At 72.4% G+C, this 26,270-nt stretch carries 19 protein-coding genes and 1 pseudogene; 11 read left to right on the top strand and 9 right to left on the bottom strand.

The genetic code is table 11. The annotated features are described in order from the left end of the window. Nucleotides 1-11: 11 nt before the first annotated feature. The 7 genes from OG989_RS27780 to OG989_RS27750 all read right to left on the bottom strand — a co-directional run bounded on the left by OG989_RS27780 (nt 12) and on the right by OG989_RS27750 (nt 11,120). Nucleotides 12-3,776 carry an SDR family NAD(P)-dependent oxidoreductase gene (locus OG989_RS27780; RefSeq protein WP_151452354.1) on the bottom strand — a complete coding sequence of 1,255 codons (3,765 nt, stop codon included), beginning with the start codon at nt 3,774-3,776 and terminating at the stop codon, nt 12-14. Nucleotides 3,777-3,828: 52 nt separating this feature from the next. Then, entirely contained in the window at nt 3,829-4,590 is a 762-nt protein-coding gene (locus tag OG989_RS27775) for an ABC transporter permease (RefSeq protein WP_151452353.1), read from the bottom strand. Then, nucleotides 4,580-5,476 (bottom strand): ABC transporter ATP-binding protein, encoded by an 897-nt coding sequence (locus OG989_RS27770; protein WP_225851865.1) that lies wholly within the window; start codon nt 5,474-5,476, stop codon nt 4,580-4,582. The genes OG989_RS27775 and OG989_RS27770 overlap by 11 nt, the downstream gene beginning before the upstream one ends. A 20-nt stretch (nt 5,477-5,496) precedes the next feature. Next, complete coding sequence (locus OG989_RS27765; protein WP_327028955.1) at nt 5,497-7,989, bottom strand: AfsR/SARP family transcriptional regulator; 2,493 nt, start codon at nt 7,987-7,989, stop codon at nt 5,497-5,499. An 80-nt stretch (nt 7,990-8,069) separates the two neighbouring features. Next, the gene (locus tag OG989_RS27760) at nt 8,070-9,287 is read right to left on the bottom strand and encodes a pyridoxal-dependent decarboxylase, exosortase A system-associated (protein WP_151452350.1); all 1,218 of its coding nucleotides are present in this window, start codon (nt 9,285-9,287) and stop codon (nt 8,070-8,072) included. After that, complete coding sequence (locus OG989_RS27755; RefSeq protein WP_327028954.1) at nt 9,284-10,873, bottom strand: acyl-CoA ligase (AMP-forming), exosortase A system-associated; 1,590 nt, start codon at nt 10,871-10,873, stop codon at nt 9,284-9,286. The genes OG989_RS27760 and OG989_RS27755 overlap by 4 nt, the downstream gene beginning before the upstream one ends. Continuing rightward, a complete protein-coding gene (locus tag OG989_RS27750) occupies nt 10,866-11,120 on the bottom strand; it encodes a phosphopantetheine-binding protein (protein WP_151452349.1) in 255 nt (84 codons plus the stop codon). The genes OG989_RS27755 and OG989_RS27750 overlap by 8 nt, the downstream gene beginning before the upstream one ends. A gap of 340 nt (nt 11,121-11,460) precedes the next feature. Here OG989_RS27750 and OG989_RS27745 point away from each other — a divergent pair, with 340 nt between their 5' ends. Then, the gene (locus OG989_RS27745; RefSeq protein ID WP_151452348.1) at nt 11,461-12,540 is read left to right on the top strand and encodes a helix-turn-helix transcriptional regulator; all 1,080 of its coding nucleotides are present in this window, start codon (nt 11,461-11,463) and stop codon (nt 12,538-12,540) included. Nucleotides 12,541-12,568: 28 nt separating this feature from the next. Here OG989_RS27745 and OG989_RS27740 read toward each other — a convergent pair whose 3' ends face one another. Further along, nucleotides 12,569-14,440 (bottom strand): condensation domain-containing protein, encoded by a 1,872-nt coding sequence (locus OG989_RS27740; RefSeq protein ID WP_327028953.1) that lies wholly within the window; start codon nt 14,438-14,440, stop codon nt 12,569-12,571. Nucleotides 14,441-14,872: 432 nt separating this feature from the next. On the opposite strand from OG989_RS27740, the gene OG989_RS27735 reads away from it, so the two are divergent. From OG989_RS27735 to OG989_RS27695, 9 genes are read left to right on the top strand one after another with little or no spacing between them, the layout of a single operon-like run. After that, entirely contained in the window at nt 14,873-15,139 is a 267-nt protein-coding gene (locus OG989_RS27735) for an acyl carrier protein (RefSeq protein ID WP_132234309.1), read from the top strand. A 28-nt stretch (nt 15,140-15,167) separates the two neighbouring features. Beyond that, entirely contained in the window at nt 15,168-15,776 is a 609-nt protein-coding gene (locus OG989_RS27730; protein ID WP_151452346.1) for an acyl-CoA dehydrogenase family protein, read from the top strand. Beyond that, nucleotides 15,773-16,903: an acyl-CoA dehydrogenase family protein gene (locus tag OG989_RS27725; protein ID WP_151452345.1), complete on the top strand. Its 1,131-nt coding sequence runs from the start codon at nt 15,773-15,775 to the stop codon at nt 16,901-16,903. The genes OG989_RS27730 and OG989_RS27725 overlap by 4 nt, the downstream gene beginning before the upstream one ends. Beyond that, nucleotides 16,900-17,418, top strand: a complete 519-nt coding sequence (locus tag OG989_RS27720; protein ID WP_151452344.1) for a hypothetical protein — start codon at nt 16,900-16,902, stop codon at nt 17,416-17,418. Before OG989_RS27725 ends, OG989_RS27720 begins: the two co-directional genes overlap by 4 nt. After that, the gene (locus tag OG989_RS27715; protein WP_151452343.1) at nt 17,415-17,876 is read left to right on the top strand and encodes a hypothetical protein; all 462 of its coding nucleotides are present in this window, start codon (nt 17,415-17,417) and stop codon (nt 17,874-17,876) included. The genes OG989_RS27720 and OG989_RS27715 overlap by 4 nt, the downstream gene beginning before the upstream one ends. Next, nucleotides 17,869-18,318 carry a GNAT family protein gene (locus OG989_RS27710; protein ID WP_327028952.1) on the top strand — a complete coding sequence of 150 codons (450 nt, stop codon included), beginning with the start codon at nt 17,869-17,871 and terminating at the stop codon, nt 18,316-18,318. The genes OG989_RS27715 and OG989_RS27710 overlap by 8 nt, the downstream gene beginning before the upstream one ends. After that, a complete protein-coding gene (locus OG989_RS27705) occupies nt 18,306-18,890 on the top strand; it encodes a hypothetical protein (protein WP_192581211.1) in 585 nt (194 codons plus the stop codon). The genes OG989_RS27710 and OG989_RS27705 overlap by 13 nt, the downstream gene beginning before the upstream one ends. After that, a complete protein-coding gene (locus tag OG989_RS27700; RefSeq protein ID WP_327028951.1) occupies nt 18,887-22,123 on the top strand; it encodes a S41 family peptidase in 3,237 nt (1,078 codons plus the stop codon). Before OG989_RS27705 ends, OG989_RS27700 begins: the two co-directional genes overlap by 4 nt. 4 nt (nt 22,124-22,127) lie before the next feature. After that, nucleotides 22,128-22,931 carry a 4'-phosphopantetheinyl transferase family protein gene (locus OG989_RS27695; RefSeq protein WP_151452340.1) on the top strand — a complete coding sequence of 268 codons (804 nt, stop codon included), beginning with the start codon at nt 22,128-22,130 and terminating at the stop codon, nt 22,929-22,931. A 234-nt stretch (nt 22,932-23,165) separates the two neighbouring features. On the opposite strand, the pseudogene OG989_RS27690 reads toward OG989_RS27695, so the two are convergent. Continuing rightward, nucleotides 23,166-23,354 (bottom strand): annotated as a pseudogene (locus OG989_RS27690) (transposase); the annotation flags it as partial. A gap of 1,315 nt (nt 23,355-24,669) precedes the next feature. Here OG989_RS27690 and OG989_RS27685 point away from each other — a divergent pair. Continuing rightward, entirely contained in the window at nt 24,670-26,136 is a 1,467-nt protein-coding gene (locus tag OG989_RS27685; protein WP_151452339.1) for an endo-1,4-beta-xylanase, read from the top strand. The last annotated feature ends 134 nt before the right edge of the window (nt 26,137-26,270 follow it).

Below are 26,270 nucleotides of genomic sequence, written 5' to 3'. Positions count from 1 at the left end.
CAGCTTGACTGTTACTGATCCTGCCCGACCAGGGCGGCCAGCTGGCGGACCGTCGGGTACTCCACCAGCGCGGTGACCGGCAGCTGCGCCGAGACGTTGCTGCGCAGCTTGGTGGCGAGCGAGATGGCGATGAGCGAGTGTCCACCCAGCTCGAAGAAGTTGTCGGTGGCGCCGACAGTCTCCAGGCCGAGGGTGGCCGCCCAGATGTCGGCGATCGTGCGCTCCACCCCGGCCTCCGGTTCGACGTACGGGGTGGCCAGCGTGGGCCGGGGATGGCGCTCGCGTTCGACTTCCTCGGCACCGCCGGCCGCCGGGTCGTTGGTGACCCACTGCGCGATCCGGGCCTCGATCGGGCCCGTGGAGATCACCAGGTGGCCGACGTGCCCGACGGCGGCGAGGGCCCGACCGAAGACGTCGACCCCCTCGGCCGGCGACATCTCGTACTCGCGGACCGTCTGTCCGGTCATCCCGTCCGGTCGGCTCGGATCGATCGCCCAGGTGTCCCAGTCGACGGTGATCCAGCGCCCCTCGCCGCGCAGCCGGGCCACCCGGGCGTACGCGTCGAGGCCGGCGTTCGCCGCCGAGTACGGTCCCAGCGCGATCCCGCCCAGCACGGCGGAGACCGAGGACAGCGTGATGCGCCGGTCCGGGGCGTGCTCACCGAGCACCGCCTGGAGCACGTGGAAGCCGTGGATCTTGGCGTTCAGGTGCGCGTCGCAGGACGCCCGGTCGGAGAGGTGGGCCAGCCCGAAGTACTCCGGGCTCTGGATGCCGGCCGCGTGCACCACCACGTCGATGCCGCCGAACTTGGCCACCGCGGCGTCGACCACCTCGCGCATCCGCGCCTCGTCCCCGACGTCGGCGGCTGTCGCCAGCACCGCGGCGCCCTGCCGCTCCAGGTCGAGGATGTTGCGGATGTGCCGTGCGACCCGGTCGTCGCCGTCCTTCCGCGCCGGCCACTGCTCGCGCGGCGGCAGCGCGGTCCGGGCGGTGAGCACCAGTCGGCAGCCGTAGCGCTCCGCCAGGTGTCGGGCCAGCACCAGCCCCACGTCGCCGAGCCCGCCGGTGATCAGCACGGTGTCACCGGCGCTGACGATCGGCCGGTCCGCCGTCGGGGCGGGCAGCGGGTGCGGTCGGTAGTGCCGGGACCAGGCGTCGCCGTCCCGGACGGCGACCGGGCCCTGGTGCGGGTGCACGCTGGCGGCGAGCGCCTGTTCGACGTCGACGGTGCCGGCCACGTCGACGTGCCGGCAGGCCAGGAACGGGTTCTCCTGGGCCAGGCTCGGCGCCAGCGCGGCCAGCGTGGCGTGCTCGGGGTGGCGCAGATCGGCGCCGAGCACCCCGAGCGCCCCGGAGGTCAGCAGCACCAGCTCGGTCGGCGGGGTGTCCGGGTCGTCGGCCAGCGCCCGTACCAGGGCGAGCGCGGAGCGGAATCCCCGGTCCTGCCCCCGCTCGAAGTGCTCGCCGCCGGTGCCCTCCGGGGAGCCCAGGCTGAACCCGTGCACGATGGTGCGCGGGGCGACGAACAGGGCACGGACCAGCTCGGCCAGGTCGTCCGGTGCGTCCGCGCGGACGGTGAAGTCGCCGGCCTCGTCCTGCTCGAACGCCTCGCCCGGCCGGGCCGCGCAGACCTCGGCGCCGGCCTCGGCCAGTCGGGCGAGCAGCGCCTCGCCGCGCTCGTCGGCGGTGAGCACCAGCCATGGGCCGGCGGCGCGCAGCCGCTCGTCCAGGTCCGCGGTGTCCAGCGGGCGTGGTGTCCAGGTCGGCAGGTAGGTCCACTCCGCCGGGTCGTCGACGCGGCCCTCGACCGGCCGGGCCGCGGTGGCCTGCGCCGGGCGGGGCTTGACCCAGTACCGGCTGCGCTGGAACGGGTAGGTCGGCAGCTCGACGCGCCGGCCGGCACCCAGGTGCAGCGCCGCCCAGTCCACCGTCGCCCCGGCCAGCCAGAGCTGGGCCAGGGTGGTCAGCACCCACTCGGCGGCGACCTCGTCACCGGGGGCGACGAGCACCTCGACCGGGCTGGCGGAGTCGGCCGGCTCGCCGGTCAGCACCACCCCGAGCCGGGCCAGCCCGGTGCCCAGGTCGGCCAGCACGCTGTTCCGGTCGGTGCCACGCGCTGCGCCGTCAGCCGGCAGCAGTGGGCCGACCGCCGCGGACAGCTCGGCCCACCAGGCGTCCGGTACGCCGTCACCGGCGCGTAGCAGCACCGCCGGGTCCCGCCGACGGGTCTCGCCGTCGATCCACCGGCCGGCGTCGGCCAAGGCCGCGATCGCGTCGTCGCGGTCCCGGCAGACCACCGCCCGGCGCAGCGCGAAGCGCCCACGGGACACCTGCAGGGTGTACGCGACGTCGGCGAGGTCGGCCTCCGGGTGCTGGACCAGGTGCTGGCGCAGCCGGTCGGTCAGCGCTTCCAGCGCCGTCGGGTCACCGGCGGAGAAGGTGAGCAGCTGCGGACCGGTCGCGGCCCGGGGAACACGCGCCGGCGCCTGCTCCAACACCACGTGCGCGTTGGTGCCGCCGAGCCCGAACGAGCTGACCCCGGCGCGGCGTGGGTCGGGTCCGGCAGGCCAGGGGCGGGGCTCGGTGAGCACGGTGAACCGGTCGGCCGCCGCGGCGAGCGTCGGGTTCGGTGTGGTGTAGCCGGCGACTGCCGGCAGGATCTCGTGCCGCAGGCTCAGCGCGGCGCGCATCAGGCCGGTCACCCCGGCCGCGCGGTCCAGGTGCCCCACCGAGGGTTTGACCGAGCTGAGCACGCACGGGGTCGGCGGGGTCGTCTGGAACACCCGGCTCATCGCCGCCAGCTCGATGGAGTCGCCCAGCGGCGTGCCGGTGGCATGGCACTCGACGTAGCCGATGGTCTCCGACTTCACGCCGGCGACGGCCAGCGCCGTCTCGATCACCTCGGCCTGGCCCTCGACGCCGGGCGCGGTGTACCCGACCCGCTCCGGCCCGTCGTTGTTGACCGCCGAGCCGAGGATGACCGCGTGGATGACGTCACCGTCGGCGAGCGCGTCGGTCATCCGCTTGAGCGCCACCACCCCGACCCCCGAGCCCATCACGCTGCCGTTGGCCGCCGCGTCGAAGCTGCGTACCCGGCCGTCGGGGGAGAGGATCCCGCCCTGCTCGTAGAGGTAGCCGGCGGGCTGGGGCAGCGGCAGGAAGGCGCCACCGGCGAGGGCCACGTCACAGTCGTAGGTCAGCAGGCTCTGGCAGGCCAGGTGCACCGCGACCAGCGAGGTGGAGCAGAACGTCTGCACGGTCACGCTCGGCCCGCGCAGCCCGAGCTTGTACGAGACCAGCGAGGTGAGCGAGTCCCGCTCGTTGCCGACCGCGAAGAGCAGGCCCTCACCGGGTTCGTCGACCATGTGCGCGACGTTGTCGATCATGTAGTCCGGGAACGCGCAGCCGGCGAAGACACCGACCCGGGCGCCCGGGTCGACCGGCTGGTAGCCGGCGGCCTCCAGCGCCTGCCAGGAGCACTCCAGGAAGAGCCGGTGCTGCGGCTCCATCGTCTCGGCCTCGCGCGGGCTGAAGCCGAACGCGCCCGCGTCGAACAGGTCGAGGTCGTCGACCGGGCCGCCGACCCGGATGTAGTCCGGGTCGGCGGCCCGGGCCGGGGCGACACCGGCGCGGGTCAGCTCCTCGTCGGTGATCGGCCGCAGCCCGGGCACCCCGTCGCGCAGTTTGCGCCAGAGTTCGCCGACGTCGGCCGCCCCCGGAAAGCGCCCGGCCATACCGATGAGCGCGACCGCGGAGTCGTAGTCAGTTTCAGTCACGATGACCTCCAGGTACACCGGATCGGGGGTTCGGACGGATTGCTCGTGCCGGTCACATCAGCCGGCTGCGGCCCCAGCCCCGAGCGAGCCGCCAGGAGGCCAGCCCTCCGGCGACGAGGGCGATGCCCAGGCAGACCAGTGCCGGGCGGAGCATGCCGGCGGGGTCGCTGTCGACCGCGGCACGCAGCATCGACATGGCCCAGTAGCCGGGGGAGAGCGGCGCGACGTGCTGCGCCCAACCGGGCATCAGCGACACCGGCACCAGCGCGCCGCCCAGCGCGCTGACCATGATCGCCCCCAGGTCGGAGGCGACGCTCAGTTCGCCGCGGCTGCGTACCACGGTGGCCAGGGCGGCGCCCACCGCGAGCAGGGTCAGTCCCCAGATGCCGACCGCGAGGGCCAGGTAGCCGACCGCGGACGGCCGGGGCAGCGGCAGCCCGACGACCAGGCAGCCGAACGCGAACAGCACGGCCTGCTGCAACAGCAGCAGGACGAGTACCGGACCGGTCTTGCCGAGCAGCAGCTCGACGCGGCCGGCCCGGCTGGCCCGCAGCCGGTCCCAGGTGCGCCACTCGCGCTCGACCAGGATCGAGTTGCCGACGATCGACAGCGCGAAGACCGAGAACATCACCAGCGGCCCGGTCACCGCCTGCAGCGTGCCGCTGTCCAACGCCTCCTCGTAGAGCGGCTTGAGCACCAGCATCAGCACCATCGGCAGGGCGATGTAGCTGATCAGCTGGGCGGGGTCGCGCAGCCGGAGCACGGCGTTGTGCCGGACCAGCAGGCCGGTACGGCGAAGGGCGTCAGTCGACATCGGTTACCGCCAGCGAGTGGTAGAGGTCGTCAAGGTCGGGACGGCGCAGCTCGACGGACTCGACCTGACGGTCGGTGCCCTTCAGCAGCTCCACCAGGGCGGTGGTGGGGTCGGTGGTGGAGACCTGCACCACCTCGTCGGCGAAGGTCACCCGGACCTCGCCGGGCAACCCCTCCAGCAGCTCCGCGCTGCTGCCGCGGGCGATGATCCGGCCGCGTCGGGCGACCGCGATACTTGCCTGCAGGTCGGTGAGTTCGTTGAGGTAGTGAGTGGTGTAGATGACCGCCGCCCCCTCGCCGGCCCGCTGCTTGACCACGTTGAGCAGCGCCTGCCGGGTCTCCGGGTCGGCGCCCGCGGTCGGCTCGTCGAGCAGCAGCAGCGACGGTCGGTGGATCAGGGCCACCGCGGCCTGGGTCCGGCGTTGCTGCCCGCCGGAGAGCACCCCGACCGGCCGGTCCAGGAACCCGGTCAGGTGCAGACCGGTGGCGAGGTCGTCGATCTCGGTACGCAGTGCCTGGCGCCGCAGCCCGGCGATGCCGCCGAAGAGCCGCAGGTGCTCCCGGACGGTGATCGGCGGGTACAGCGCGATGTGCTGCGGCGAGATGCCGATCTGCCCGCGCGCCTGGGTGGGTGTCCGACCGTCGACCAGCACCACCCCGCTGTCCGGCCGGATCAGGCCCGAGACCACCTCGACGAAGGTGGTCTTGCCGGCACCGTTGTGTCCGACCAGTCCCACGATCTCGCCTCGGGCGACGGTCAGGCTGAAGCCGGCCAGCGCGGCCACGTCGCCGTAGCGCTTGGTGACCTCGACCGCCTCCAGCGACGTCCACTCCTGATCCTGGTGCCGCGCCGGCGATCCGACCGGCTGCGCCTTGATCGTGCTCACATCAGCGTCCCTTCCCTGGGTCATTGGTCCTCCGCCATGCCGCTGGCCAGCCCGAACTGGTGCTGCCGGAACGGGATGCGGCCGACCGCTACCCGGTGCTCGGGATGCCGGTCGTCCCGACGCGCCGCGCCGGTGTCGGGCACCAGCTGCGCCGGCCGGCTGCTCATCCGGTGCACCGCACTCAACGAGCGCAGCGTGATCGCCCGCCAGTCCAGGGCGCCGAGCTGGTCGAACGCCTCCAGGGCCACCTCGTGCCGGGCCGCGGCATGGTCCAGCCGCTGCTCGCAGAGGTCGAGCCGGCCGAGCCCGTACAGCATCACCGCCTCACCGAGTCGGTCCCCGGCCCGCACCGCGGCCTCCAGGGCGCAGAGGCTGCTCTCCCGCCACTCGCCGAAGCGGGACTGCGTCTCGGCGAGCGCGGCGACGGCGGCGGCGAGGTTCCAGCAGTAGGCCACCTCGCCGGCGCGGGCGGCCTGCCGGACCGCGGCCAGCAGCGCGGTGCGTTCCCGCTCGTACCAGGCCAGCGGATCGGTCAGCGCGGCGTCGACGAGCGGCTCGGCCAGGGGCCAGACGGCCGCGGCCGAATGGCGGGCGATGCGGTGGCCGCCCTGCCGCAGCCGGGCCTCGTCGGCCAGGAAGAGCCACCCGCCGAGCATCCGTCGGGTCGCGGCGGCCCGGTCGGCCGCGCTGCTCTCGGCCAGCGACAGGTCACGGGCGTGCAGCCGGACCAGGTCACGCAGTCGGTAGCGGGTGGCCCCGCCGGTGCCGCTGAGCACGTCGACCAGCCGGGCGTCGATGAGGGTCTCCAGCACCTCGGCGGCGGAGTCCGCGTCGAGCTGCAGCAGCGGGGCGGCCACCCAGGCCGCGAAGGTGTCGGTCTCCAACTCGCCGAGGTGCCTGAACAGCAGTTGTGCCGCCGGCGGCAGGGCGTCGTAGGTCCCCCTCAGCCCGGCCCGTACGTCCAGGCCCTGGTGGACCAGCCCACCCAGCCGCTGCCCGGGCTCGACGAGCCGGGCGGCGAGCTGTCCCAGGCTCCAGTGCGGACGGGCGGCGAGCCGGTTCGCGGCGATCCGCAGCGCCAGCGGCAGACCACCGCAGAGTTCGACCAGCTCGATGGCCTTGCTCGGCTCGGCGGCGACCCGGTCCCGGCCGACCATGGCGGCCAGCAGCTCGATGCCGTCGTGGGCGTCGAGTCGGTCGATCTCGAAGACGTGCGCGCCGGGCAGCCACGCCCGGCGGGCCCGGGTGGTCACGATCAGCCGACAGGCCGGCGTACCGGGCAGGAGCGGGCGGGCCTGGGTCGGGTCGGTGACGTCCTCGATCACCACCAGCATCCGCCGGTCGGCGAGGGCGCTGCGGTAGAGCGCCTCCCGGCCGTCGAGGGTCTCCGGAATGGCCGACCTGGTGAAGCCGAGCGACCGGAGGAACCGCTCCAGCACCTCGGCGGCGCCGTCCGGGCCGGGCGGCATCCGGGCGTAGAGCTGGCCGTCGGGAAACTCGCCGGCCAGCGCGTGAGCGGTCTCGATGGCCACGGTCGACTTGCCGACCCCGACGAAGCCGGTGATCACCGCCACGTCGAGCGAGTGGCGGTCGCGCCCTGTAACGGTTGCGCCGCCGAGCCGGTGCCGCAACAGGTGCAGCATCTCCGCGCGGCCGGTGAAGTCCGGCGTCCGGGCCGGCAGCATCCGGGGTACCGGCATCCGCAACTGCGGCCCGGGCCCGGCCGCCACCGGCGTCGCCAGCTGGTCGGCGCCGGTCAGGATGGCCAACTCCAGTCGGTGCAGCGCCGGGCTCGGTTCGAGCCCCAGCTCGTCCACGAAGGTCTTGCGCACCGCCTGGAAGGTGGCCAACGCCTCGGCCTGCCGGCCGGACCGGTACAGCGCCCTCATCAACTGGCCGGCCGGTCGCTCGCGCAGCGGGTACTCGGCGACCAGGGCCCGGATCTCGCCGATCACCTCGTGGTGCAGGCCCAGTTCGAGTTCGGCCTCGATGCACTCCTCGAGCACCTCGACCCGCCGTTCGGCGATCCGGACCAGCTTCGCCCGGACCACGTCGCTGTCCACGTCGCAGAGCGGCTCACCGCGCCACAGGGCCAGCGCGGCGCGGAACGCCGTCCGCGCCGCCTGCGGATCCCGGGCCACGCCGGCGGCCCGGCCCCGGGCGACCAGGTCGGCGAAGACGTGCAAATCGAGTTCGCCCGGCGCCAGGTCGATGAGATAGCCGGTGCCCTGCATCCGGATGCGCTCGCCGAGCCCGGCCCGGGCCAGCGACCGGCGCAGTACCGACACGGCGGTCTGCACCTGGGCCCGGGCGGTGGTGGGCGGCGTCTCGCCCCACACCGCGTCGATCATCGACTTCAGCGCCACCACCTGGTTGGGGCTGAGCAGCAGCAGCGACAGCACGACGCTCTGCCGGCGCGCCGTCACGGTGACCGGCTCCTCGCCCTGCACCTGCAACGGCCCGAGGACCCGGAAGCAGAGCGGTCCGTGTTCGTCGTCTTCCTGCCTGACCAATTGATCCACCTGCCTCATTCAGCGGTACTGCGACGACGACGGTTCGGAGTGTCGGGCTGCGGCGGCGTGCGGGCGCGCGTTCAGAGCAGGACCTCGGTCGGCGGTGGATGGCCGAGGAACGCGGTCGGGCTCGCGGTCAGGCCGTACGCGCCGGCCTGGAAGATCGCGATCAGGTCCCCGGGCTCCGCCCGGGGCAGGGACACGTCGTTGCCGAGCAGGTCCAGCGGGGTGCAGAGGCAGCCGACCACGGTGACCGTCTCCTCCGGCGCGGCGTCGAACCGGTTGGCCACCGCGAGCGGATAGTTGCGCCGGATCACCTGGCCGAAGTTGCCGGACGCGGCGAGCTGGTGGTGCAGCCCGCCGTCGACCACCAGGAAGGTCTTGCCGCGAGAGGTCTTCCGGTCGACGACCCTGGTGAGGTAGACACCGGCCTCACCGACCAGGTAGCGGCCCAGCTCCACGGCCACCCGGGCGTGCGGCAGGTTCGGGCGGATCCGGGTGTCGAGCAGGTCGGCCAGGTTCTCGCCGATCGGTGCCAGCTCCAGCGGCTGGTCCCTGGCCGAGTACGGGACACCGAAGCCGCCGCCGAGGTTCAGGTAGCGGATCGGCGCCGGGGTCAGCTCGGCCAACGTGAGGATCATGTCGACGGTGCGACGCTGCGCCTCGCAGATGTTCTCGGCGTGCAGGTTCTGCGAGCCGGCGAAGACGTGGAAGCCGTGGAAGTCGATCTCGTCGACGGCCAGCTCGGGCAGCAGGTCGGGGACGGACTCGACGTCGACGCCGAACTGCTGCGGACCGCCGCCGAGGCGCATGCCGGAGGCGCGTACCGCGAAGTCGGGGTTCACCCGCAGCGCCACGCGGGCCTGGATGCCGAGGGTCTTGCCGACCTCGCGCAGCCGGGCGAGTTCGCCCGCCGACTCCAGCTCGATCAGGACACCGGCGGCGACCGCCCGGGTGAGTTCATCGGTCGTCTTGCCCGGCCCGGCGAAACTGACCTGCTCGGCCGGCATCGGGGTGTCCAGCGCGTGCCGCAGCTCGCCGGCGGAGGCCACGTCGAAGCCGTCGACCAGGCCACTCAGGTGGTGCAGCAGCGCGGGCATCGGGTTGGCCTTGACCGCGTAGCTCAACCGGATGCCCGGCGGCAGCGCGGCGCGGACCGCCGCGACCCGCTCGGAGACCAGGCGGCGGTCGTAGGCGAAGAACGGCGTGCCGCCGACCCGGGCGGCCAGCCGCTCCACCGGTACCGTGCCCACGGTGAGCTGGCCGCCGGTGGCGGTGAACCCGACCGGCGCGCTCACGAGCCGGCCTCCACCAGTCGGCGCAGCTCGACCCGGTCGAACTTCCCGTTGACCGAGCGGGGCAGCTGCGGCAGTACGACGGTCCGCTGCGGCAACATGTACGTCGGCAGGTCGTGCGCCAGCGACTTGCGCAGCACCTCGGTGTCGCAGTCGCCGCCGACGACCAGCACCACCTCGTGCCCGAGCCGCTCGTCGCCGACGCCCAGCGCCACCGCCTCGCTCACCAGCCCGGTCGCGTAGGCGGCCTCTTCGATCTCGGTGGGGCTGACCCGGTAGCCGGAGGTCTTGATCATGTCGTCGGTACGCCCGACGAAGTACAGGAAGCCCTCGGCGTCGTGGTAGACGGTGTCACCGGACCAGACCGCGATCTCCGGACGGGTCGCCGGATCGGCGCCGGGGGCCGGCCGGAACCGCAGCGCGGTGCGTGCCGGGTCGTTCCAGTAACCCTGGGCCACCAGGGCGCCCCGGTGCACCAGCTCACCGTGTTCGCCCGGCGCGCAGTTCGTGCCGTCCGGCCGCACCACCAGGATCTCGGCGTTGCCGATCGCCTTGCCGATCGAGTCCGGTCGACGGTCCACCTCGTCGGGGTCGAGGTAGGTGGAGCGGAAGGCCTCGGTCAGCCCGTACATCAGGTAGGGCCGCGCGTTCGGCAGCAGCGCGCGCAGCCGGGTCAGGGTGGCCAGCGGCATCCGGCCACCGGTGTTGGCGAAGTAGCGCAGCCCGGCACCGGCCTCCGCCGGCCAGTCCAGCGCCGCCAGCTGCATCCACAGCGGAGGTACGCAGGTCAGCGCGGTCACCCGGTGCCGGGCGCAGAGCCGCACCACGTCCCGCGGTACCAGGTAGTTGGTCAGCACCACGTGCGCGCCGGCGATGAACGAGGTGGTCAGCTGGCTGAAGCCGGCGTCGAAGCTGAGCGGCAGTACCGCCAGTACCGTGTCGTCGGCGGTGTGCCCGAGGTAGCCGGCGACGCTCGCCGCGCCGGCCAGCACGTTACGGTGCGACAGCACCACTCCCTTCGGGCCGCCGGTGCTGCCCGAGGTGTAGAAGATGGCCGCGATGTCGGTGTCGATCACCACCGCGCCGTCCGGTACCCGGTCGGCGGCGGTCGCGGCCAGCCGCTGCCAGTCGGTGATCCGCCAGCGCCCGGCGGGCCCGGTGACGGCGTCGGCGCCGACGAGCACGATGTCGGTGACCGAGGTGCTCTCGCTCAGCGCGGCGCGTACGGTCTCGAACCGCTCGGCCGTCGTGATCACCACGCGGGCCGTGCAATCGGCCGTGACGTGTGCCAGGTGCCGCGCCTTGAACAGCGGGTTGACCGGGACGAACACCGCGCCGGCCGCCGAGATCGCCAGCATCGCGACGACGGTCTCGATCCGCTTCTCGGCGTACACGGCGATCCGGTCACCGCGGCGTACTCCCAGCTCGTGCAGTCCGCGGGCGAGCCGGGCGACCCGGTCGGTCAGCTCGCGGTAGTCGATCGTCTCCGACCTGAAGGTGACTGCGGGCCGGTCCGCCGCGCCGTACCGGGTCAGCTGGTCGACGCGGACCAGTGGAGTGCCGGGAGCGGCGGTGACCAGCTCACTCACCGGTGACCGTCTCGACGGTGACGAACTCGGCGACCGTCGCCCACAGCGACCCGACCGTCGCGAACGTCTCCTCGGTCAGCCGCTCGTCGGGCATCTCCAGGCCGTACCGGTCTTCCAGGTCGGCCAGCAGCTGCACCACGCCCATCGAGTCGAGGCCGAGGGCCGTGAGGTCGTCGGTCGGGGCCAGCTCGCCGCCCTCGGCGTACGGAAGGTGGGGGAGCAGCGTCTCCTGGAATGAGCGAGGCATGTCCGCGTTCGTCACCGTGGTCCCTCTCGATCGCTAAGCGTCGTCGCGACGCGTCGGCCGGCCACCTGCCTGGACCGGATGGCGGGCCTGGCCCGCCGACGGAGGAACCTCATCACGGCGCTCTCTCAACCTGCCATCGTCCGGCTCTTGGTCCGGCTGTCGTCGTGGGTCGTCCGGTCGCCCCGGTGGTGCCGGTGATAGCGGGATGAGAGCGACGGTGCCGCACGGCCGGGTGGCGCGGTGCGCGAGTGAGGTTGGCGTGATTGCCGCTGCTGTCACCGTGGAGCCCGCGGCGGTGAACCGCCAGCGGAACTCGGGAAACATGACCGGGAGGCAGCGGATGTCGACAGACGCTCTGTCGCGGATCAGTTGGACGCCCAGCTTCGGCGGACGCCTCGTCGAGGACGACGGCATCGACGCCCAGGATCGCGTGAACGCGCAATGCATCGAAGTATACCACTATATAGTGCGACACGGCGCGATCGCGCCGTCCGGGTTCGACCGGGTGGCGGTGGAACTCGGCCGGACCGGACACGAAGTGGTCTCGACGATCATGCAGCTCGTCGAGCTGCGCCTGTTACGTACCGACGGCGCGGTCGGCGGCCGGTTGGTCCCGGTCGACCCGCAGTATGCCGCCACCCTGCTGGTCTCACCGATCGAACGCGCGATCTACCAGCAGCGGGAGCTGGCCGACCAGCTGCGCGAGCGGATCGACTCGATCGCCGGCGCAAGGGACTCCGCCGTGGTGCCCGGCGGCTCGATCGACCGGCTCGAAGGCGTGGCGGAGCTGCGCGGACTGCTCAAGCAGGCCGCTGACGTGTGCCGCGACGAACTCGTCGTGCTGCGGCCGAGCCACGACGACGACGAGGTGCTCGACCGGCTCCTCGAGGCCTGTCACGGCGTGCTCGACCGGGGCGTCTCCGTCCGAATCATCTCGCCGCACCGCAGCCGGGCCGGTTTCGCCTCCCGGGCCAAGTCCCGGCGGTTGATCGACGGCGGCGCGGCGATCCGGACCATCAGCCAGGTCCCGCAGGCCTCGGTGGTCTTCGACCGCTCGCTCGCGGTGGTGTTCGGGACGTCCGCCGACGGACTACTGCCCACGGGGCACCGGGTCCGCGACGAGAACGTGGTGCGGTACCTCATCGAGATGTTCGACCAGCTCTGGGAGGGCGCGGCACCGCTGGCCGCGGACGAGACCGGCTACGCCGACGAGGTCGCCGACGACCTGCAACGCTCGATCGCGCTGCTGATGGCCCAGGGCCTCACCGACGAGGCGGTGGCCCGTCGGCTCGGGATGTCGGTGCGCACCTGCCGCCGACACATCGCCGCGCTGCTGCGCAGTCTCGGCTCGGTCAGCCGCTTCCAGGCCGGCGTGCAGGTGGCCACCCGCTTCGCCACCGGGTCCCCGCTCGGCACCTGATGCCCGCCGGGCCGGCGCGGGGACCGGCTCAGCCCACCCGGGTCAGCCGGGCTGCCAGCGCCCGCAACGGCCGGGCGCTGGCCAGCTGATCCGGCGAGATCCCGACCCAGCCCCGCTCGCGCAGCGCGGACAGGGTGCGGGGCACCCGCAGAGCCCGGCCGCCGGCGGCCGTGTAGCTGTCCGAGCCGTCCACGGCGGCCAGCTCGTTGACCAGGGCGACTACCTCGGTGAGCAGCTCCTCGGCGGGCCCGGGCGACCGGCCGCCGGCCGCCGTCGCCGGGCGATCGAGGTCGGCGTGCGCGTCGGTGTCGACGTCCCCGTCCCCGGCGTCGACGAGCTCCAACCGGTCCGGGCAACGCACCGCCGGCCGGTCGTACATCGTGCCGAGGACATGCGTGCGCAGCTCGGCCGGAGTGAGCGGAGCCCGGGTCCGTACCCGGGCGACCAGCTCGCCCGTGCGCACCTGCACCCGCGCGTCGACCACCGCGGGATGCGAGCGCAGCGCGGCCCGGGTCGCCTCGACGCACACCGCGTCCGACCCGACCCGGACCAGTTCGCGGCGGGCCGGCGGGGCGAATCCCAGCTCCCGGGCTGCCTCGCTGACCCGCAGGTCCACCGAGGGGTCGCGGTGCGCCTCGATCAGCCGGACATGACCGCGCAGGAACCGCTCCACCGCCTCGGCGGGCAGCACCGCCGACTGGGCGTGCAGGGCCACCGTCACCCCGTCGCGCCACTCGTAGATTCCGAGGTAGCTGTCCGAACCGGCCTGCGCCCAGGCCGCCGGCGGGGTGTTCCAGGCGAACCGGTCCCGGCGAGCCCCGCAGGAGCGCGGGGCGTAACTCAGGAAGTTCACCTCCGAGGCGATCCGCACCGGCTGGCCGCGACGGAAGCTCTCGGCCGCGATCAGCTCGGCGATCTCGTCGTACGGCACGTAGGCGTGCCGCTGCGCCTGCTCCACCCGGTCCGCCGTGCGGCGCAGCAACTCGCTGAACGGCGGATCGTCGGCCAGCTGCACGGAAACCACCGTCGGGGAGAACATGCACGTCATCACGGACATGTGCTGGCTGGCCTCACGGTGGCTGGTGAGCCAGCTGAACGGGACCGACGCCTCGCCGGTGTAGCCGGCGGTGAGTATCGCGTAGCAGGCCAGGTGGACGGCCGACGGCCAGCAGCCGTGCCGTGCCGCGATCTCCCGGCTCGCCGTCAGCAGCCCCGGTGAGGTGATCGACGCGCTGAACGCGGTGCCCGGCCCGGCGGCGGTGGACCGCCGGGAGGCGAAGACGTCCGCCGGGAGCCGCTCGATCTCCCGGCGCCAGTGCGCCAGCTCGGCGGCGTTCGCTGCGGCGTCGCGGTTCGACTCCTGCCGGGCGAGGTCCACCGGCTGGTGCGCCACCGGCGGCAACACCGCCCGGCGGCGGGCGGTGATCGCGGCGAGCATCGCCTCGAACTCGCGACGGAAGGTGTTCAGGCTCCAGTCGTCGAAGGCGATGTGGTTGAGCACCACCACGAGGCGCCGGGGCCGGCCACCGGTGGTGACCACGCAGGCCCGGATCGGCCAGTCCCGGGTCAGGTCAAAGTCGGCGACGGTCAGCTCCGCGACCACCGCGGCCGGGGCCGGGGTGCCGTCCGACTCGGTCGACACCAGCCGTACCGGCAGTGGCGCGGGCGGTTGGACCCGCTGCTGCGGCCAACCGGCCGGATCGGCGAGGATGACGGTACGCAGCGCCTCGTGCCGGCGGACCAGGTGGTTGATCGCGGCGCGCAGATCGGCGACCGAGATGCCCTCCGGCAGGGGGCAGTTGGCGACGATGTGTGCGTCGTGCCGGGCCCCGGCGGGTACGTGCTGGTACCGGAGCCAGTGGTAGCGCTGGCCCCAGCAGAGATTCGCGCTCTTCTCCACAGAAACTGACTCCTCTTCCCGCGTTCGTCCGCCCATATGATCGGGCCGCCGGAAACGTTTCGGCTAGTCAGTGCCGGTGACAATAATTGACGGCAAAGAGCTGCCATCGGCCGGCACCGGGCAGTTCTCCCGACGCTATTGACACCGGGTGGCCTGGTCGGCAAATCTCTGCGTACCGATCCAACAGGCTCGGGAAACTGGTTCAGCAAAACCCGGAAGAGGAGTGATTACCATGGCGAAGATCGCTGCCAAGGCCGCTGCCAAGGCTGCCGCGAAGGCTGCCGCGAAGGCCGCTGCGAAGGCTGCCGCGAAGGCCGCTTCCAAGAGCTCCCTCTAAGTCTCAAGAGGGTTCGGTGGCATGGTCGGTGAGCTGCCTGGAGGTGGCTTCGCCGGCCATGCACCATCAATCCGCACAAGGGAAGGATCGGGTCAATGGAACGTTCGGAGATTATCGAGCACCTGCGGATCTCGCTGTCGGTGGTGCTCAACCGGGAACTGCCCGAGCTCTCCGCCGAGACGCAGATCCTTGAGGACCTGGAAATCGACTCGATTCGTTTCATTGAGCTGATAATGAGCCTTGAGGACACCCTCCAGCTCGACGTCGATCCCGAATCGCTGGAGCCGGAGGTGTTCCAGTCGGTCGGTTCCTTCGCCGACTACATCCAGACCCGCCTGCAACAGGTGGACGTCGCCCGTTAGCCGTTCGCGGCAGGCACAGGAGGACCGCATGCGGGACATGATCGACGAGTGCGAGCAGACGGCGTACTCCGCCGGGCTGGCCGCCGGGCTGGCCGTGGCGCTCGCCGAGGCGCCGGGCATCACGCCGCCGGGCCGGGTCGCCGCCGTTCCCACCGCCGCCCTGCCCGCCGGTTGGGCGACCACGCCCGCCTCGACGGTCGGGCATCGGATGGCCGGTCAGGAGGGCATCAGCTTCGCCACCACCGACGGCCACCCCGGCCCCGCCGACGGGCAGCTCACCCAGTTCTGCGCGCACCTGGGCGCGGTCCGGCTGGGCGTCACCCGACGGTTGCTGGAGTGGGCCGTGGAGTACCTCTCCGGCCGGACGGTCGGCGGGGAGCCCACCATCCGCAAACAGCTGGTGCTGGGCGTACTGGCGGACGTGCAGACCGCCGTCGAGGCGGCCCGCCGGTCCTTGCGGGTCTCCGGCACGGTCCCGGCCGCGGTGCTCGACGTGCACGACCGGGTGACCACCCTGGACTGGGAGGCCGCCAAGCTGCTGGGCGCCAGCGGATACGTCGCCGGCACCCCCACCCGCGGCGCGTACGTGGCCCAACTGACCGCGAACTGCTGGCTTCCCCGGGAAGGTGTCTCATGATCGAGCTGGATCCGCCACTGCGCGCCCTACGGGACCAGTGCCGGGACGCGGCGACGGACCTGCGCTCGCGGGCCCTGTCGGTCGACGTCGACCCGGAGGACATGACCGGGCACCTGGACTCGCCGGCGCTGGCGATGGTCCGGGCGGCCAGCACCCCCAAACGCTTCCAGGACCCGTCCGGCTGGCAGGGCGAGTACACCGACAGCTGCCTGTCCCGCGCGGTGGCCAGCCTCGAGCTGGCCTGCGGTGACGCCGGCCTGCTGACCGCCAACACCGGCCCGGCGCTCGCCGGCATCGCCGTGGACGCGCTCGGCAGCGAGGCCCAGCAGGAGTTCTTCTACGAGTCCATCGCCGACGGCCGGACCTGGACCTTCTTCGCGATGACCGAGGACGCCCGCGGCAGCGACGCGACCGCGATGGAGACCCGCCTCGACGCGGACCCCGACGGCGACTACCGCCTCTTCGGCGCCAAGCGGTACGTCGGCAACGGCTCCCGGGGTGCGACCGGGGTGGTGTTCGCCCGGACCGGCCGCTCCCCGCTGTCGATCAGGGCGGCCATCCTGAGCTGCCCGACCCCCGGCTTCGCCGGCCACGCGCTGGAGATGACCGGGCTGCGTGGCGCGCGGATCAGCGAGCTTTCCTTCGACGGGGTGCACGTACCGCGCGAGATGCTGCTCGGCGCCCACCTGCCGGCGTCCCGCCGTGGGATCTGGGGCGCGAGCCGGACCTTCAACGTGATGCGGATCCAGATCGCCGCGATGGCGCTCGGGGTGGCCTTCGCCGCCCGCGACTACGTCTGCGAACAGCGGCCGGGCTGGTCCGGGCACGAGCTGACCACCGCCCGGCTGGCGGCGGCGCGGGCCCTGCTCTACGACGCCGCGAACGAGGTCGACCTTTCGCCGGACGACCGTCGGACGCCGTCGATCGCCAAGCTGCACGCCACCGACCTGGCTGTCCACGTCACCGGCTGGGCAGCGAACGCGCTCGGCCCGGGCTCCCTGCTGCTGCACCCGCTGCTCGAGAAGTGGTGCCGTGACGTGCGCGCCTTCGAGTTCATGGACGGCACCAGCAACATCCTGCGCCTGCACATCACGCACGGCATCGCCACCCGGAGGCCGACGTCATGACGTTGACCGCGACGCCGCTGGACGGGGTACGCACACCGCGCTGGTCCGCCCGGGCCTTCGCAGAGGCGGACCGCGACCAGGTGCTGGGGATGTTCACCGAGCCGGACTTCTACTTCCGCACGGCCCAACCGGACACCCGCGGTGAGTGGGAACTGCTCGATCTGCTCGGCACCGAGACCGAGGTGCTGCTCGCCGACGGTGAGCCGGTGGGCCTGTTCGCCACCGAAGCGGTTGGCGCCGAGCACGGCTGCCACTACCAACTGCACCTGCGGCTGCGTTCCGGCGCCCCGCTGAACTGGTGGTGCCAGGCGTACGACGAGGCGGTGCGGGCGCTGCGCTGGCGGCGCGAGGTGGTCCGGATCTCCGTCCTGGTGGGCGAGTACGACCAGGACGGGCTCGAGGCGGCCCGGGCGGCCGGGCTGACCGAGGAGGGCACCCTCGCCGACGTGGTCGTGCAGGAGGGACGCCGGTACGGGTACGTCTTCTTCTCGCAGATCTGGGTGCCGACATCATGACATTGCGCGGGTACCGCAGTACCGACCTACCGCTGCTGACCGGGCCGTGGCTCGCCGGCGAACTGCTCGGCATGCCGCTGGAGCAGGCACCGGCAACGGTGGTGCCGGCGGCGGTCGAGGCGCCGAAGGACAACACCGTGGAGCTGTGCGTGCTGCCGGGAGCGGCCTTCGTCCGCTTCGCCGAGCTGGACTGGGTGCACCGCCGGGCCCGGTTGGAGATCGGCGTGCAGCCGGGCGCCGATGACCTGGTCCCGGCGCTGCTCAAGACCGCCGTCTCGCACGGCTTCCGGGTGCTCAACCTGCACCGGCTGTACGGCTGGGTGACCCCGGCGGCGGCCGCGCCGGTGGACCTGTTGCAGGACGCCGGGTTCATCGGCGAAGCGACGGTCCCGGCCGGCCGGTGGTTCGCCGGCCGTCCCGTCGACCGGCAGATCTGGGGAGCGGTACGCCATGACTGAGATTCAGCGACTCGACACCGCAGCCGCCGCCTCGGCGCTGGCGGCGGTACCCAGGGCGGCCCGGGGTTTCCTCGGCGTCGACCCGGTCACCCAGAACCACGCCCTGCTGGTCCGCGAGCTGACCCGGCTGGGCGCGCAGGTCTTCCGGACCGGTGACACGCTGCTGGGCTACCTGCCCAACGAGGAACAGCCACGCCAGGCGTACGTGGCGAGCACCTCGCCCGATCCCGAGCCGCTACGCGGTTTCCTCGACTTCCTCGGCAACTACCAGCGGTGCACCTCGTTCGTCGCCCTGGTGCCGGCGGACAGCCCGCCGGTGCTGGCGTTGCACGACTGTGGGTTCACCCGGGTCGGCACCTTGCGCGAGCACCGCTACCAGTCCGGCGCCTACCAGGATGTGTCGGTGTACTTCGTCCGTGGGGAGGACACGTGCCGTTCGTGACGGTCAGGCATCTCACCGAGGCCGACATCCCCATCCGGACCGCGCTGATGCGCGAGTCGCGATTCCAGGCGAACCTCACCGACTACGCGGTCGTCACCGGCGACGACGTGCTGGAGCACCGCCAGCGGGTGGGTATCACCGAGGAACACGACATCAAGCGGCACTTCACCCTCTGCGGCCCACGCGAGCAGGTGGTGGGGTTCGCCTGGATCACCACCATCGACTGGCGCAGCCAGTGCTGCGAGCTGTCGTTCGGGATCCTGCCCCGGTTCCGGGGGGCCTTCGGCGCCGCGGCGGTGGCCGCCGCGCACACCTTCCTGCGTACCGAGCTGAACATGCGGGTCGTGGTGAACCAGGTGCTCGAACACAACACCATGCTGCTGTCCTCAGAGAACCTGGCCGCGCAGCGCCGGGTGCGCTGCGCCTACGACTCGTACACGGTGGGGCAGTGGCGCACCGCCTGCTACTGGTCGGAGAACCAGCAGGACGCGCAGGCACAGCGGTCCCAGGTCGAGGACCGCCGCGCCGCGGTCGCCGAGCGGATCCGCGCGATGACCCAGCGCGCCCGGTGAACACCGATGGCGCGACCGGAGGCTACCTGCGGTTCCCCACCGTCGCCGGCGACACCGTGGTGTTCACCGCCGGGGACGACCTGTGGCGGGTGCCGTTCGCGGGTGGACCGGCGAGCCGGCTGACCGCCGGCGGCACCGAGTACGCCCACCCCCGGTTGTCCCCGGACGGCAAGCTGGTGGCGTTCGTCGGCTCGGACGACGGACCGAGCGAGGTCTACCTGCTGCCGCTGGCCGGCGGCCCGGCCCGCCGGCTCACCTTCCAGGCGGCCCGGTGCGTGGTGGTCGGCTGGCACCCGCACCACGACGAGATCATCTACGCCAGCACCGCCGAGCAGCCGACCGGCTTCGGCTACCGGCTCTTCGCCGTCGGGGTCGACGGCGGGCCGACCCGGCTGTTCGACCACGGCGCGGCCAGCACCCTCTCGTACGGCCCCGGCGGCGCGCTGGTGATCGGGCGCAACCTCGCCGACCCGGCCCGCCGCAAGCGGTACACCGGGGGCGCCGCCGGTGAACTCTGGGTCGACCACGACGGCAGCGGCTCCTTCACCCGGCTGGCGCTGCCCGGCAACGTGGCCAACCCGTGCTGGGTCGGTGACCGGATCTTCCTGATCAGCGACCACGAGGGCACCGGCAACGTCTACTCGTGCCGGCCGGACGGCAGCGCGCTGACCCGGCACACCGGACACCGCGACTTCTACGCCCGTGGTCTGAGCACCGACGGACAGCGGCTCGTCTACCACGCCGGTGCCCGGTTGTACGCGTTGGACGCCCCCGGTGAGGCGTCCCGGCGGCTCGACGTCTCACTTGCGAGCTCGCGCCGCCAGCAGGCCCGGCGGATCGTCTCGGCCGCCGAGTTCCTCGACAGCGCCCGCCTCAGCCCGGACGGCACCAACCTGGCCCTCGTCGCGCGGGGCAAGGCGTTCACCATGGCGCACTGGTCCGGCCCGGTGCGTCGACACGGCACCGCCGAAAGGACGCGGCACCGGTTGCTGAGCTGGTTGGCCGACGGCCGCCGGCTGGTCGCGGTCGCCGCCGACGACCGACCGGACGAGCGGCTGGTGCTCTTCCCGGCCGAGGGCGGGGCCGCCTCGGTGGAGATCCCGCTCACCGACATCGGCTGCGTCACCGAGCTGGTCGCCTCGTCGGCGTCCGGCCAGGTGGCCTTCGCCACCAACCGCCAGCAGCTGTGGCTGCTGGACACCGACAGCGTGCTGCCGACACCGCGGTTGCTGGACAGCAGTGCGTTCGAGCGGATCGAGGACCTGGCCTGGTCGCCGGATGGCCGGTGGCTCGCCTACACGTTCCCGGACACGCCGCGCACCTCGGCGATCAAGCTGGCGGAGGTGGCGCTACGGCGCTCGTTCCAGGTCACCCGACCGGTGCTGCGCGACAGCCGGCCGGCGTTCGACCCGGCCGGGCGCTACCTCTACTTCCTTGGCCAGCGCGACCTCACCCCGGAGCACGACCAGGTGCGCTTCGACGTCGGCTTCCCCTTCGGTAACCGGCCGTACCTGGTGACCTTGCGGGCCACCGAGGCGTCGCCGTTCGTGCCGCGGCCCGTCGACGGTGCGCGGCGGGGCGCCGAGGCCGGAGCCGGACCGCCGTTCGTCGAGATAGACCTCACCGACATCGATCGCCGGATCGTCGGGTTCCCGGTACCGGAGGGGCGGTACGCCAGCATCGTCGGACTGCCCGACAGGGTGCTCCTGCACACCGTGCCGGTCACCGCGCCGGACCCGGTCAAGCCGGACGCTGCCCCCGTCGGCATGGTCACCGTGGTCGACCTGCAGACCGCGGAGGTCACCGAGGAGCAGTTGCTCGGGGTCGACGACATCAGCGCCAGCCCGGACGGCGGCACGCTGCTCTGCCAGGTGCGTGACCGGCTGCGGGTGCTCGCCGCCGAGGACGCGGAGGACGCCGACGACGACCCGTACGCCCGGTGCGCCCCGCCGACCCGGAAGAACGGCTGGGTAGACCTGACCCGGCTGCGGGTGTCGATCCAGCCGGCCGCGGAGTGGCGGCAGATGTACCGCGAGACCTGGCGGCTGCAGCGGGAGAGCTTCTGGCACGCCGAGATGTCCGGGCTGGACTGGGACGGGCTGTACCAGCGCTACCTGCCCCTGGTGGATCTGGTCGGGTGTCGCTCGGAGCTCTCCGACCTGCTCTGGGAACTGCAGGGCGAGCTGGCCACCTCGCACGCCTACGAACACGGTGGTGACTACCGCCGGCCTGTCGAGCAGGCGCAGGGGTTTCTCGGAGTGGACTGGAGCGCCACCACCAGCGGGGTCGGCGATCCGCCGGCACAGTGGCGCATCGAGCGCATCCTGCGCGGTGACCCGTGGAACCCCGATGCCACCTCGCCGTGCAACCGGCCCGGTGTCGACCTGCGCCCGGGTGACGCGGTGGTGGCCATCGACGGGCAACCCGTCGGCCCGGCCGGGCCGGGGGAACTGCTGGTCGGCCAGGCCGACCGAGAGGTCGAGCTGACGGTGCTGCGCGACGGCGCCGCCCCGCGCCGGGTGTGCGTGCGGGCGATCCGGGCCGAGGGCCGGGCCCGCTACCGTGACTGGGTGGAGGGCAACCGCGCCCTGGTCGCATCCACCTCGCGGGGCCGGCTCGGCTACCTGCACGTGCCGGACATGTTCCGGACCGGCTACGCCGACTTCATCCGGGGCTTCCTCTCCGAGCTCGACCGGGACGGGCTGGTGGTGGACGTGCGCTTCAACGGCGGCGGACAGGTCTCGCCGTTGCTGCTCGACCGGCTCGCCCGGCGCCGTGGTGGCGCCGAACACGGGCGCTGGAGCGGCGCCACCCCGTACCCGGTCGAGTCGCCGCGCGGCCCGATGGCGGTGCTCATCAACGAGCACACCGGATCGGACGGGGAGATCTTCAGCCACATGTTCCGGCAGCTCGGCCTGGGGCCGCTGATCGGGAACCGGACCTGGGGCGGCACCATCGCCACCTGGCCACGCCACGAGTTGGTCGACGGCACGGTCACCACGCAACCGGAGTTCTGTTACGTCTTCGACGGCATCGGTGCTGGCCTGGAGAACCACGGCGTCGTGCCGGACGTCGTCGTGCCGGACCCGCCGCAGGGCGTGCTGGCCGGGGCCGACCCCCAGCTCGCCGCCGCCGTCGCGCATCTGCTGGCCGGCCTCGGGCAGCCGGCGCCGGCCCGGCCGACCGCGCGACCGCTGGCGGCGCTGTCGACCCGCTCCAGGTTGGTCGGGTGACCCGGTGACGGCTGGAGACCTCGGAGCACCGCCGGCGACCGCCGTGCTGCCCGCCGCGCCGGACGGCCCGCCGCCCGCTACCGTCCCGGGCCCGCCGAAGGTGCCCGCGGCCGGACAGCCGCACACCTGGTGGGTGCCGGTCCGGCCAGGTGGCGGTCGCGTCGACCTGCTCGACCCGGCAGAGCGCCTCCGGGCCGAGGACCTGCTCGGCTCGCCGGCGCGGGACGTCTTCGTGACCTCCCGCGCGGCCCAGCGCCGGTTGGGCTCCCGCTATCTCGGCGTACCGCCGGCCCAGGTGCGCATCGACCGCGACTGCCAGTACTGCGCGGGGACGCACGGCCGGCCTAGGTTCGCTGATTCCCGGGTCGACTACTCCGTCTCGCACACCGAGGACTGGGTGCTGCTGGCGGTGGCTGGAGTCGGCCTGATCGGGGTGGACGTCGAGCGGTCGAGCCCGGACCGGGACACCGACGGTCTCGCCGCGGTCGCGCTGACCGCCAATGAACGGGAGCTGTTCGCCCGGGTGCCCCCCGCCGATCGGCCCGGCTGGTTCCTGACCGCCTGGACGCGCAAGGAAGCGGCGATGAAGTTGACGGGATTCGGGCTGCGGGCACCGCCCGGCCAGCTGGACGTGAGCGGGCCGACGGTCACCGTGGGCAGCGTTCCCGGCTGGCCGCGCATCCCTGTCCATCTGCACGACCTGCCTGCCCCGGCCGGTCACGCGGCGGCGCTTGCCAGCACCGTTCCGGTCCGCGCGGTGCGGTCCTTCCCGGTGCCCGGCGAGCGTGCTTTCCGGGCCACCGGATGACGACGGCCACGGTGGAGGACGATCAGGGCGGCGGGGCGGGGCAGGCGACCACCCGACGCCCGGCTGCCGTCCGGAAAGTCGGCGGCGCTTCTCCAGCCATTGCCGCCTGGATCTCGGCGCTCCGGTCCGGATCGTCACGCAACTCGCCGACACGTCAACCAGGCCAAGGGCGATCGGGGTCGGCTCGGTGTCGTCGGTGTCGTGTTGGTCGGTGTCGACGGTAATCAGGCGGGCTTTGGCCAGTAGTTCCAGGCCCGAGTAACGGCGGCCTTCAGTCCATTCGTCGGTCTGCTCGGCAAGGACGGCGCCGACGAGGCGGATGATCGCCGGCCTGTCGGGGAAGATCCCGACGACGTCGGTGCGGCGGCGGATCTCCTTGTTCAACCGCTCCTGCGGGTTGTTCGACCTGATCTGCCGCCAGATCACGCGGCGGCCGTCTCCGATCTACGTAACACGCCCATCACGGGCCAGTCGTACACCACTCCGTTGGACGCGACGGAACCACCTTCTTGTCGGCACCGGCCATGAGCGCCATCGTGGCTGCTCCGTGGCGCAGGTCGTGGGGGCGAACCGGCGGAATATCGTCGCGTCTCACCAGCCGCTTAACCTCTATCCCTCAAGCTCTGGCCTCCAGGCTACGAGGGGAAGGGCAGCCACCCTCTTATCGGAGTTTTGGCCGTGGCGTTCGTGCGCACACCTCTGCCCTGATCCGCATCAACCCGGTCCCGAATCTCGACGGGCATCGATAACTTCTGGCAGCACGACGGCCCGCCGCTGGCGCGCTGCTTCGCCTCCTCGCGGGAGGTGTGCTGACGCCGCGCCGCCCCGGTGATACCCGATTTGAGGGTTCCCCACGGATCTCTCGCCGACATCGCGCAGAACTCTCAACAGCGTTGTTCAACGATACGGTTGAAGTCATGACTCTCGTTGTCCAGGACACCGCCCACGTCGTCGGCGCGGCCAACGTCATGAGGCTGCTGCCGACGCGGCCGCGGCTGCTCGCCCTGGGACGTCCGCAGCGGTGATCGCGTCCCGCACCTGGGATCGGCTCATTGGGGGGACGAACACCATGCCGTCCCGGGCCGCCTGGGCGGTCTCCTCGGTGATCAGCGCGTCCAGCGCACCGGATCGCGCGGTCAGAACCTGACGCACGCCCGCAGCGCGTCAGGGCGCAGCGCGGAACTCGCCGTTCGGCCGGGGTCATGATATCGCTAACATGACTTGACATCGATTCCCTGACCGAGGTTGCCGGCCCGGGCACCCAGTCGGGATGTCGCGGTCCGGCGGGGCCGACGCCGGCTTCTCGCTCCCCGAACCCGATCTCGCGGACGTGCGCCCCCGGCGATGCGCGCCGCGCCCGGCGCGCTCCGACTGTGCCCCGGAGGTGTGGGCATTGCGGCGCCGGCACGTATTGACGAACGGGATGTTATCGCTCACTCTCGATGTCGAGGATGACGGCACCTGTGGCTCACCGGGCGAGCCCGCTGGCCGAACCTCGCGTCCAGGGCATCCCCAGGGGTGCACGGACGTCGCGTCAGGACCATCAGCAGCTGTGTGCGACAGCCGGTCGGACTGCCCGTGCCAGCGCGGACCGACCGACGACGACCGGCGGAGCGGCACCTGGGCGGCGTCGCCACCCACCCGTCTGACCGTCCGCGATCCGCGTCCGCCGTCCCGGACCGGCTTGCCCGAGCGAACCGGCACATCACCACCACCGGATTCACTGGGAAGGAATGCCATGAGATCCAAGAGAACCCTGCTGTCGACGATGGCCCTCGCCGTCGCGTTGACCGCGGGTACGACGGTGGCGCTGGCCCCGACGGCCAGTGCCGGAACGACCCTGAAAGCGTCCGCCGCCGAGAAGGGTCGCTACTATGGCGCGGCCGTCGCGACGGGCAAGCTCTCCGACAGCCAGTACGTTGGCATTCTCAACCGCGAGTTCAACAGCGTTGTCGCCGAGAACGAGATGAAGTGGGACGCCACCGAGCCGCAACAGGGTCGGTTCAGCTATACGGGCGGTGATCGTCTCGTCAGTCACGCTCGGGCCAACGGCATGAGCGTGCGGGGTCACGCCCTGCTCTGGCACGCGCAGCAGCCGGGTTGGGCGCAGAGCCTCTCCGGTAGCGCGTTGCGCAACGCCGCGATCAACCACGTCACCCAGGTCGCCACCCATTTCCGGGGCCAGATCCACTCCTGGGACGTGGTGAACGAGGCGTTCGCCGACGGTGGCAGCGGCGGTCGGCGTGACTCCAACCTGCAGCGCACGGGCAACGACTGGATCGAGGCGGCGTTCCGCGCCGCCAGGGCGGCCGATCCCGGCGCGAAGTTGTGCTACAACGACTACAACACCGACGGCGTCAATGCGAAGTCGACCGGTATCTACAACATGGTGCGGGACTTCAAGTCCCGGGGCGTGCCGATCGACTGCGTCGGTTTCCAGTCCCACCTGGGAACCTCGATCCCGGGGGACTACCAGGCCAACCTGCAGCGCTTCGCCGACCTCGGCGTCGACGTGCAGATCACCGAACTCGACGTCATGAAGGGCTCCAACCAGGCCAACATCTTCGCCACGGTCACCCGCGCCTGCCTGGCCGTCGCGCGCTGCAACGGCATCACGGTCTGGGGGGTGCGGGACAGCGACTCCTGGCGCGGCGACGACGACGCCCTGCTGTTCGACCGGTCGGGCAACAAGAAGGCGGCGTACGACGCCGTTCTCAACGCCCTCAACGCCGGCACCAACCCGCCCACCACGCCTCCGCCGGGCTCCCCGGTAGACACCAGCGCCTGGTACGTGCTGGTGAACCGGAACAGCGGCAAGGCGTTGGACGTCTACAACCTCGCGACCAACGACGGCGCCCGGATCACCCAGTGGTCCCGCAACAACGGCAACCAGCAGCAGTGGCAGTTCGTGGACTCCGGCGGCGGCTACTACCGGGTGAAGTCCCGGCTCTCCGGCAAGGTGCTGGACGTCTACAACTTCTCCGGCTCCGACGGTGCGGCGATCGTGCAGTGGAGCGACGGCAACGGCACGAACCAGCAGTTCCGCCTCGCCGAGTCGGCCGGGGGTTACCTGCGCCTGGTCAACCGCAACAGCGGCAAGGCCGTGGAGGTGCAGGGCGGGTCCACCGCCGACGGGGCGAACATCGTTCAGTACACCGACTGGGGCGGCAACAACCAGCAATGGCAGCTGATCCGCATCGGGTAGCTGGTCCTCCGTTCGGTGGCGCGGACAGCATCCGTTCGCGCCACCGCAGGCGGGCAACCGGCCAGGGACGTGCGCCGGTGGCCGCATCGCGCCCGTACGACGAACACCGTGCTGACGCCACCAGACGTCGGCAC

Origin of the sequence: Micromonospora sp. NBC_01740 (assembly GCF_035920365.1) — a bacterium.
GTDB lineage: Bacteria > Actinomycetota > Actinomycetes > Mycobacteriales > Micromonosporaceae > Micromonospora > Micromonospora reichwaldensis.
Note: the sequence above shows the minus strand (reverse complement) of the source record. Positions and strands in the feature narration are given on the sequence as shown.

Coding starts and splice junctions, on each gene's coding strand:
- OG989_RS27775 (WP_151452353.1), bottom strand. CDS start 4,590: ATGTCGACTGACGCCCTTCGCCGTACCGGCCTGCTGGTCCGGCACAAC.
- OG989_RS27750 (WP_151452349.1), bottom strand. CDS start 11,120: ATGCCTCGCTCATTCCAGGAGACGCTGCTCCCCCACCTTCCGTACGCC.
- OG989_RS27745 (WP_151452348.1), top strand. CDS start 11,461: ATGTCGACAGACGCTCTGTCGCGGATCAGTTGGACGCCCAGCTTCGGC.
- OG989_RS27735 (WP_132234309.1), top strand. CDS start 14,873: ATGGAACGTTCGGAGATTATCGAGCACCTGCGGATCTCGCTGTCGGTG.
- OG989_RS27730 (WP_151452346.1), top strand. CDS start 15,168: ATGCGGGACATGATCGACGAGTGCGAGCAGACGGCGTACTCCGCCGGG.
- OG989_RS27725 (WP_151452345.1), top strand. CDS start 15,773: ATGATCGAGCTGGATCCGCCACTGCGCGCCCTACGGGACCAGTGCCGG.
- OG989_RS27720 (WP_151452344.1), top strand. CDS start 16,900: ATGACGTTGACCGCGACGCCGCTGGACGGGGTACGCACACCGCGCTGG.
- OG989_RS27715 (WP_151452343.1), top strand. CDS start 17,415: ATGACATTGCGCGGGTACCGCAGTACCGACCTACCGCTGCTGACCGGG.
- OG989_RS27710 (WP_327028952.1), top strand. CDS start 17,869: ATGACTGAGATTCAGCGACTCGACACCGCAGCCGCCGCCTCGGCGCTG.
- OG989_RS27685 (WP_151452339.1), top strand. CDS start 24,670: ATGAGATCCAAGAGAACCCTGCTGTCGACGATGGCCCTCGCCGTCGCG.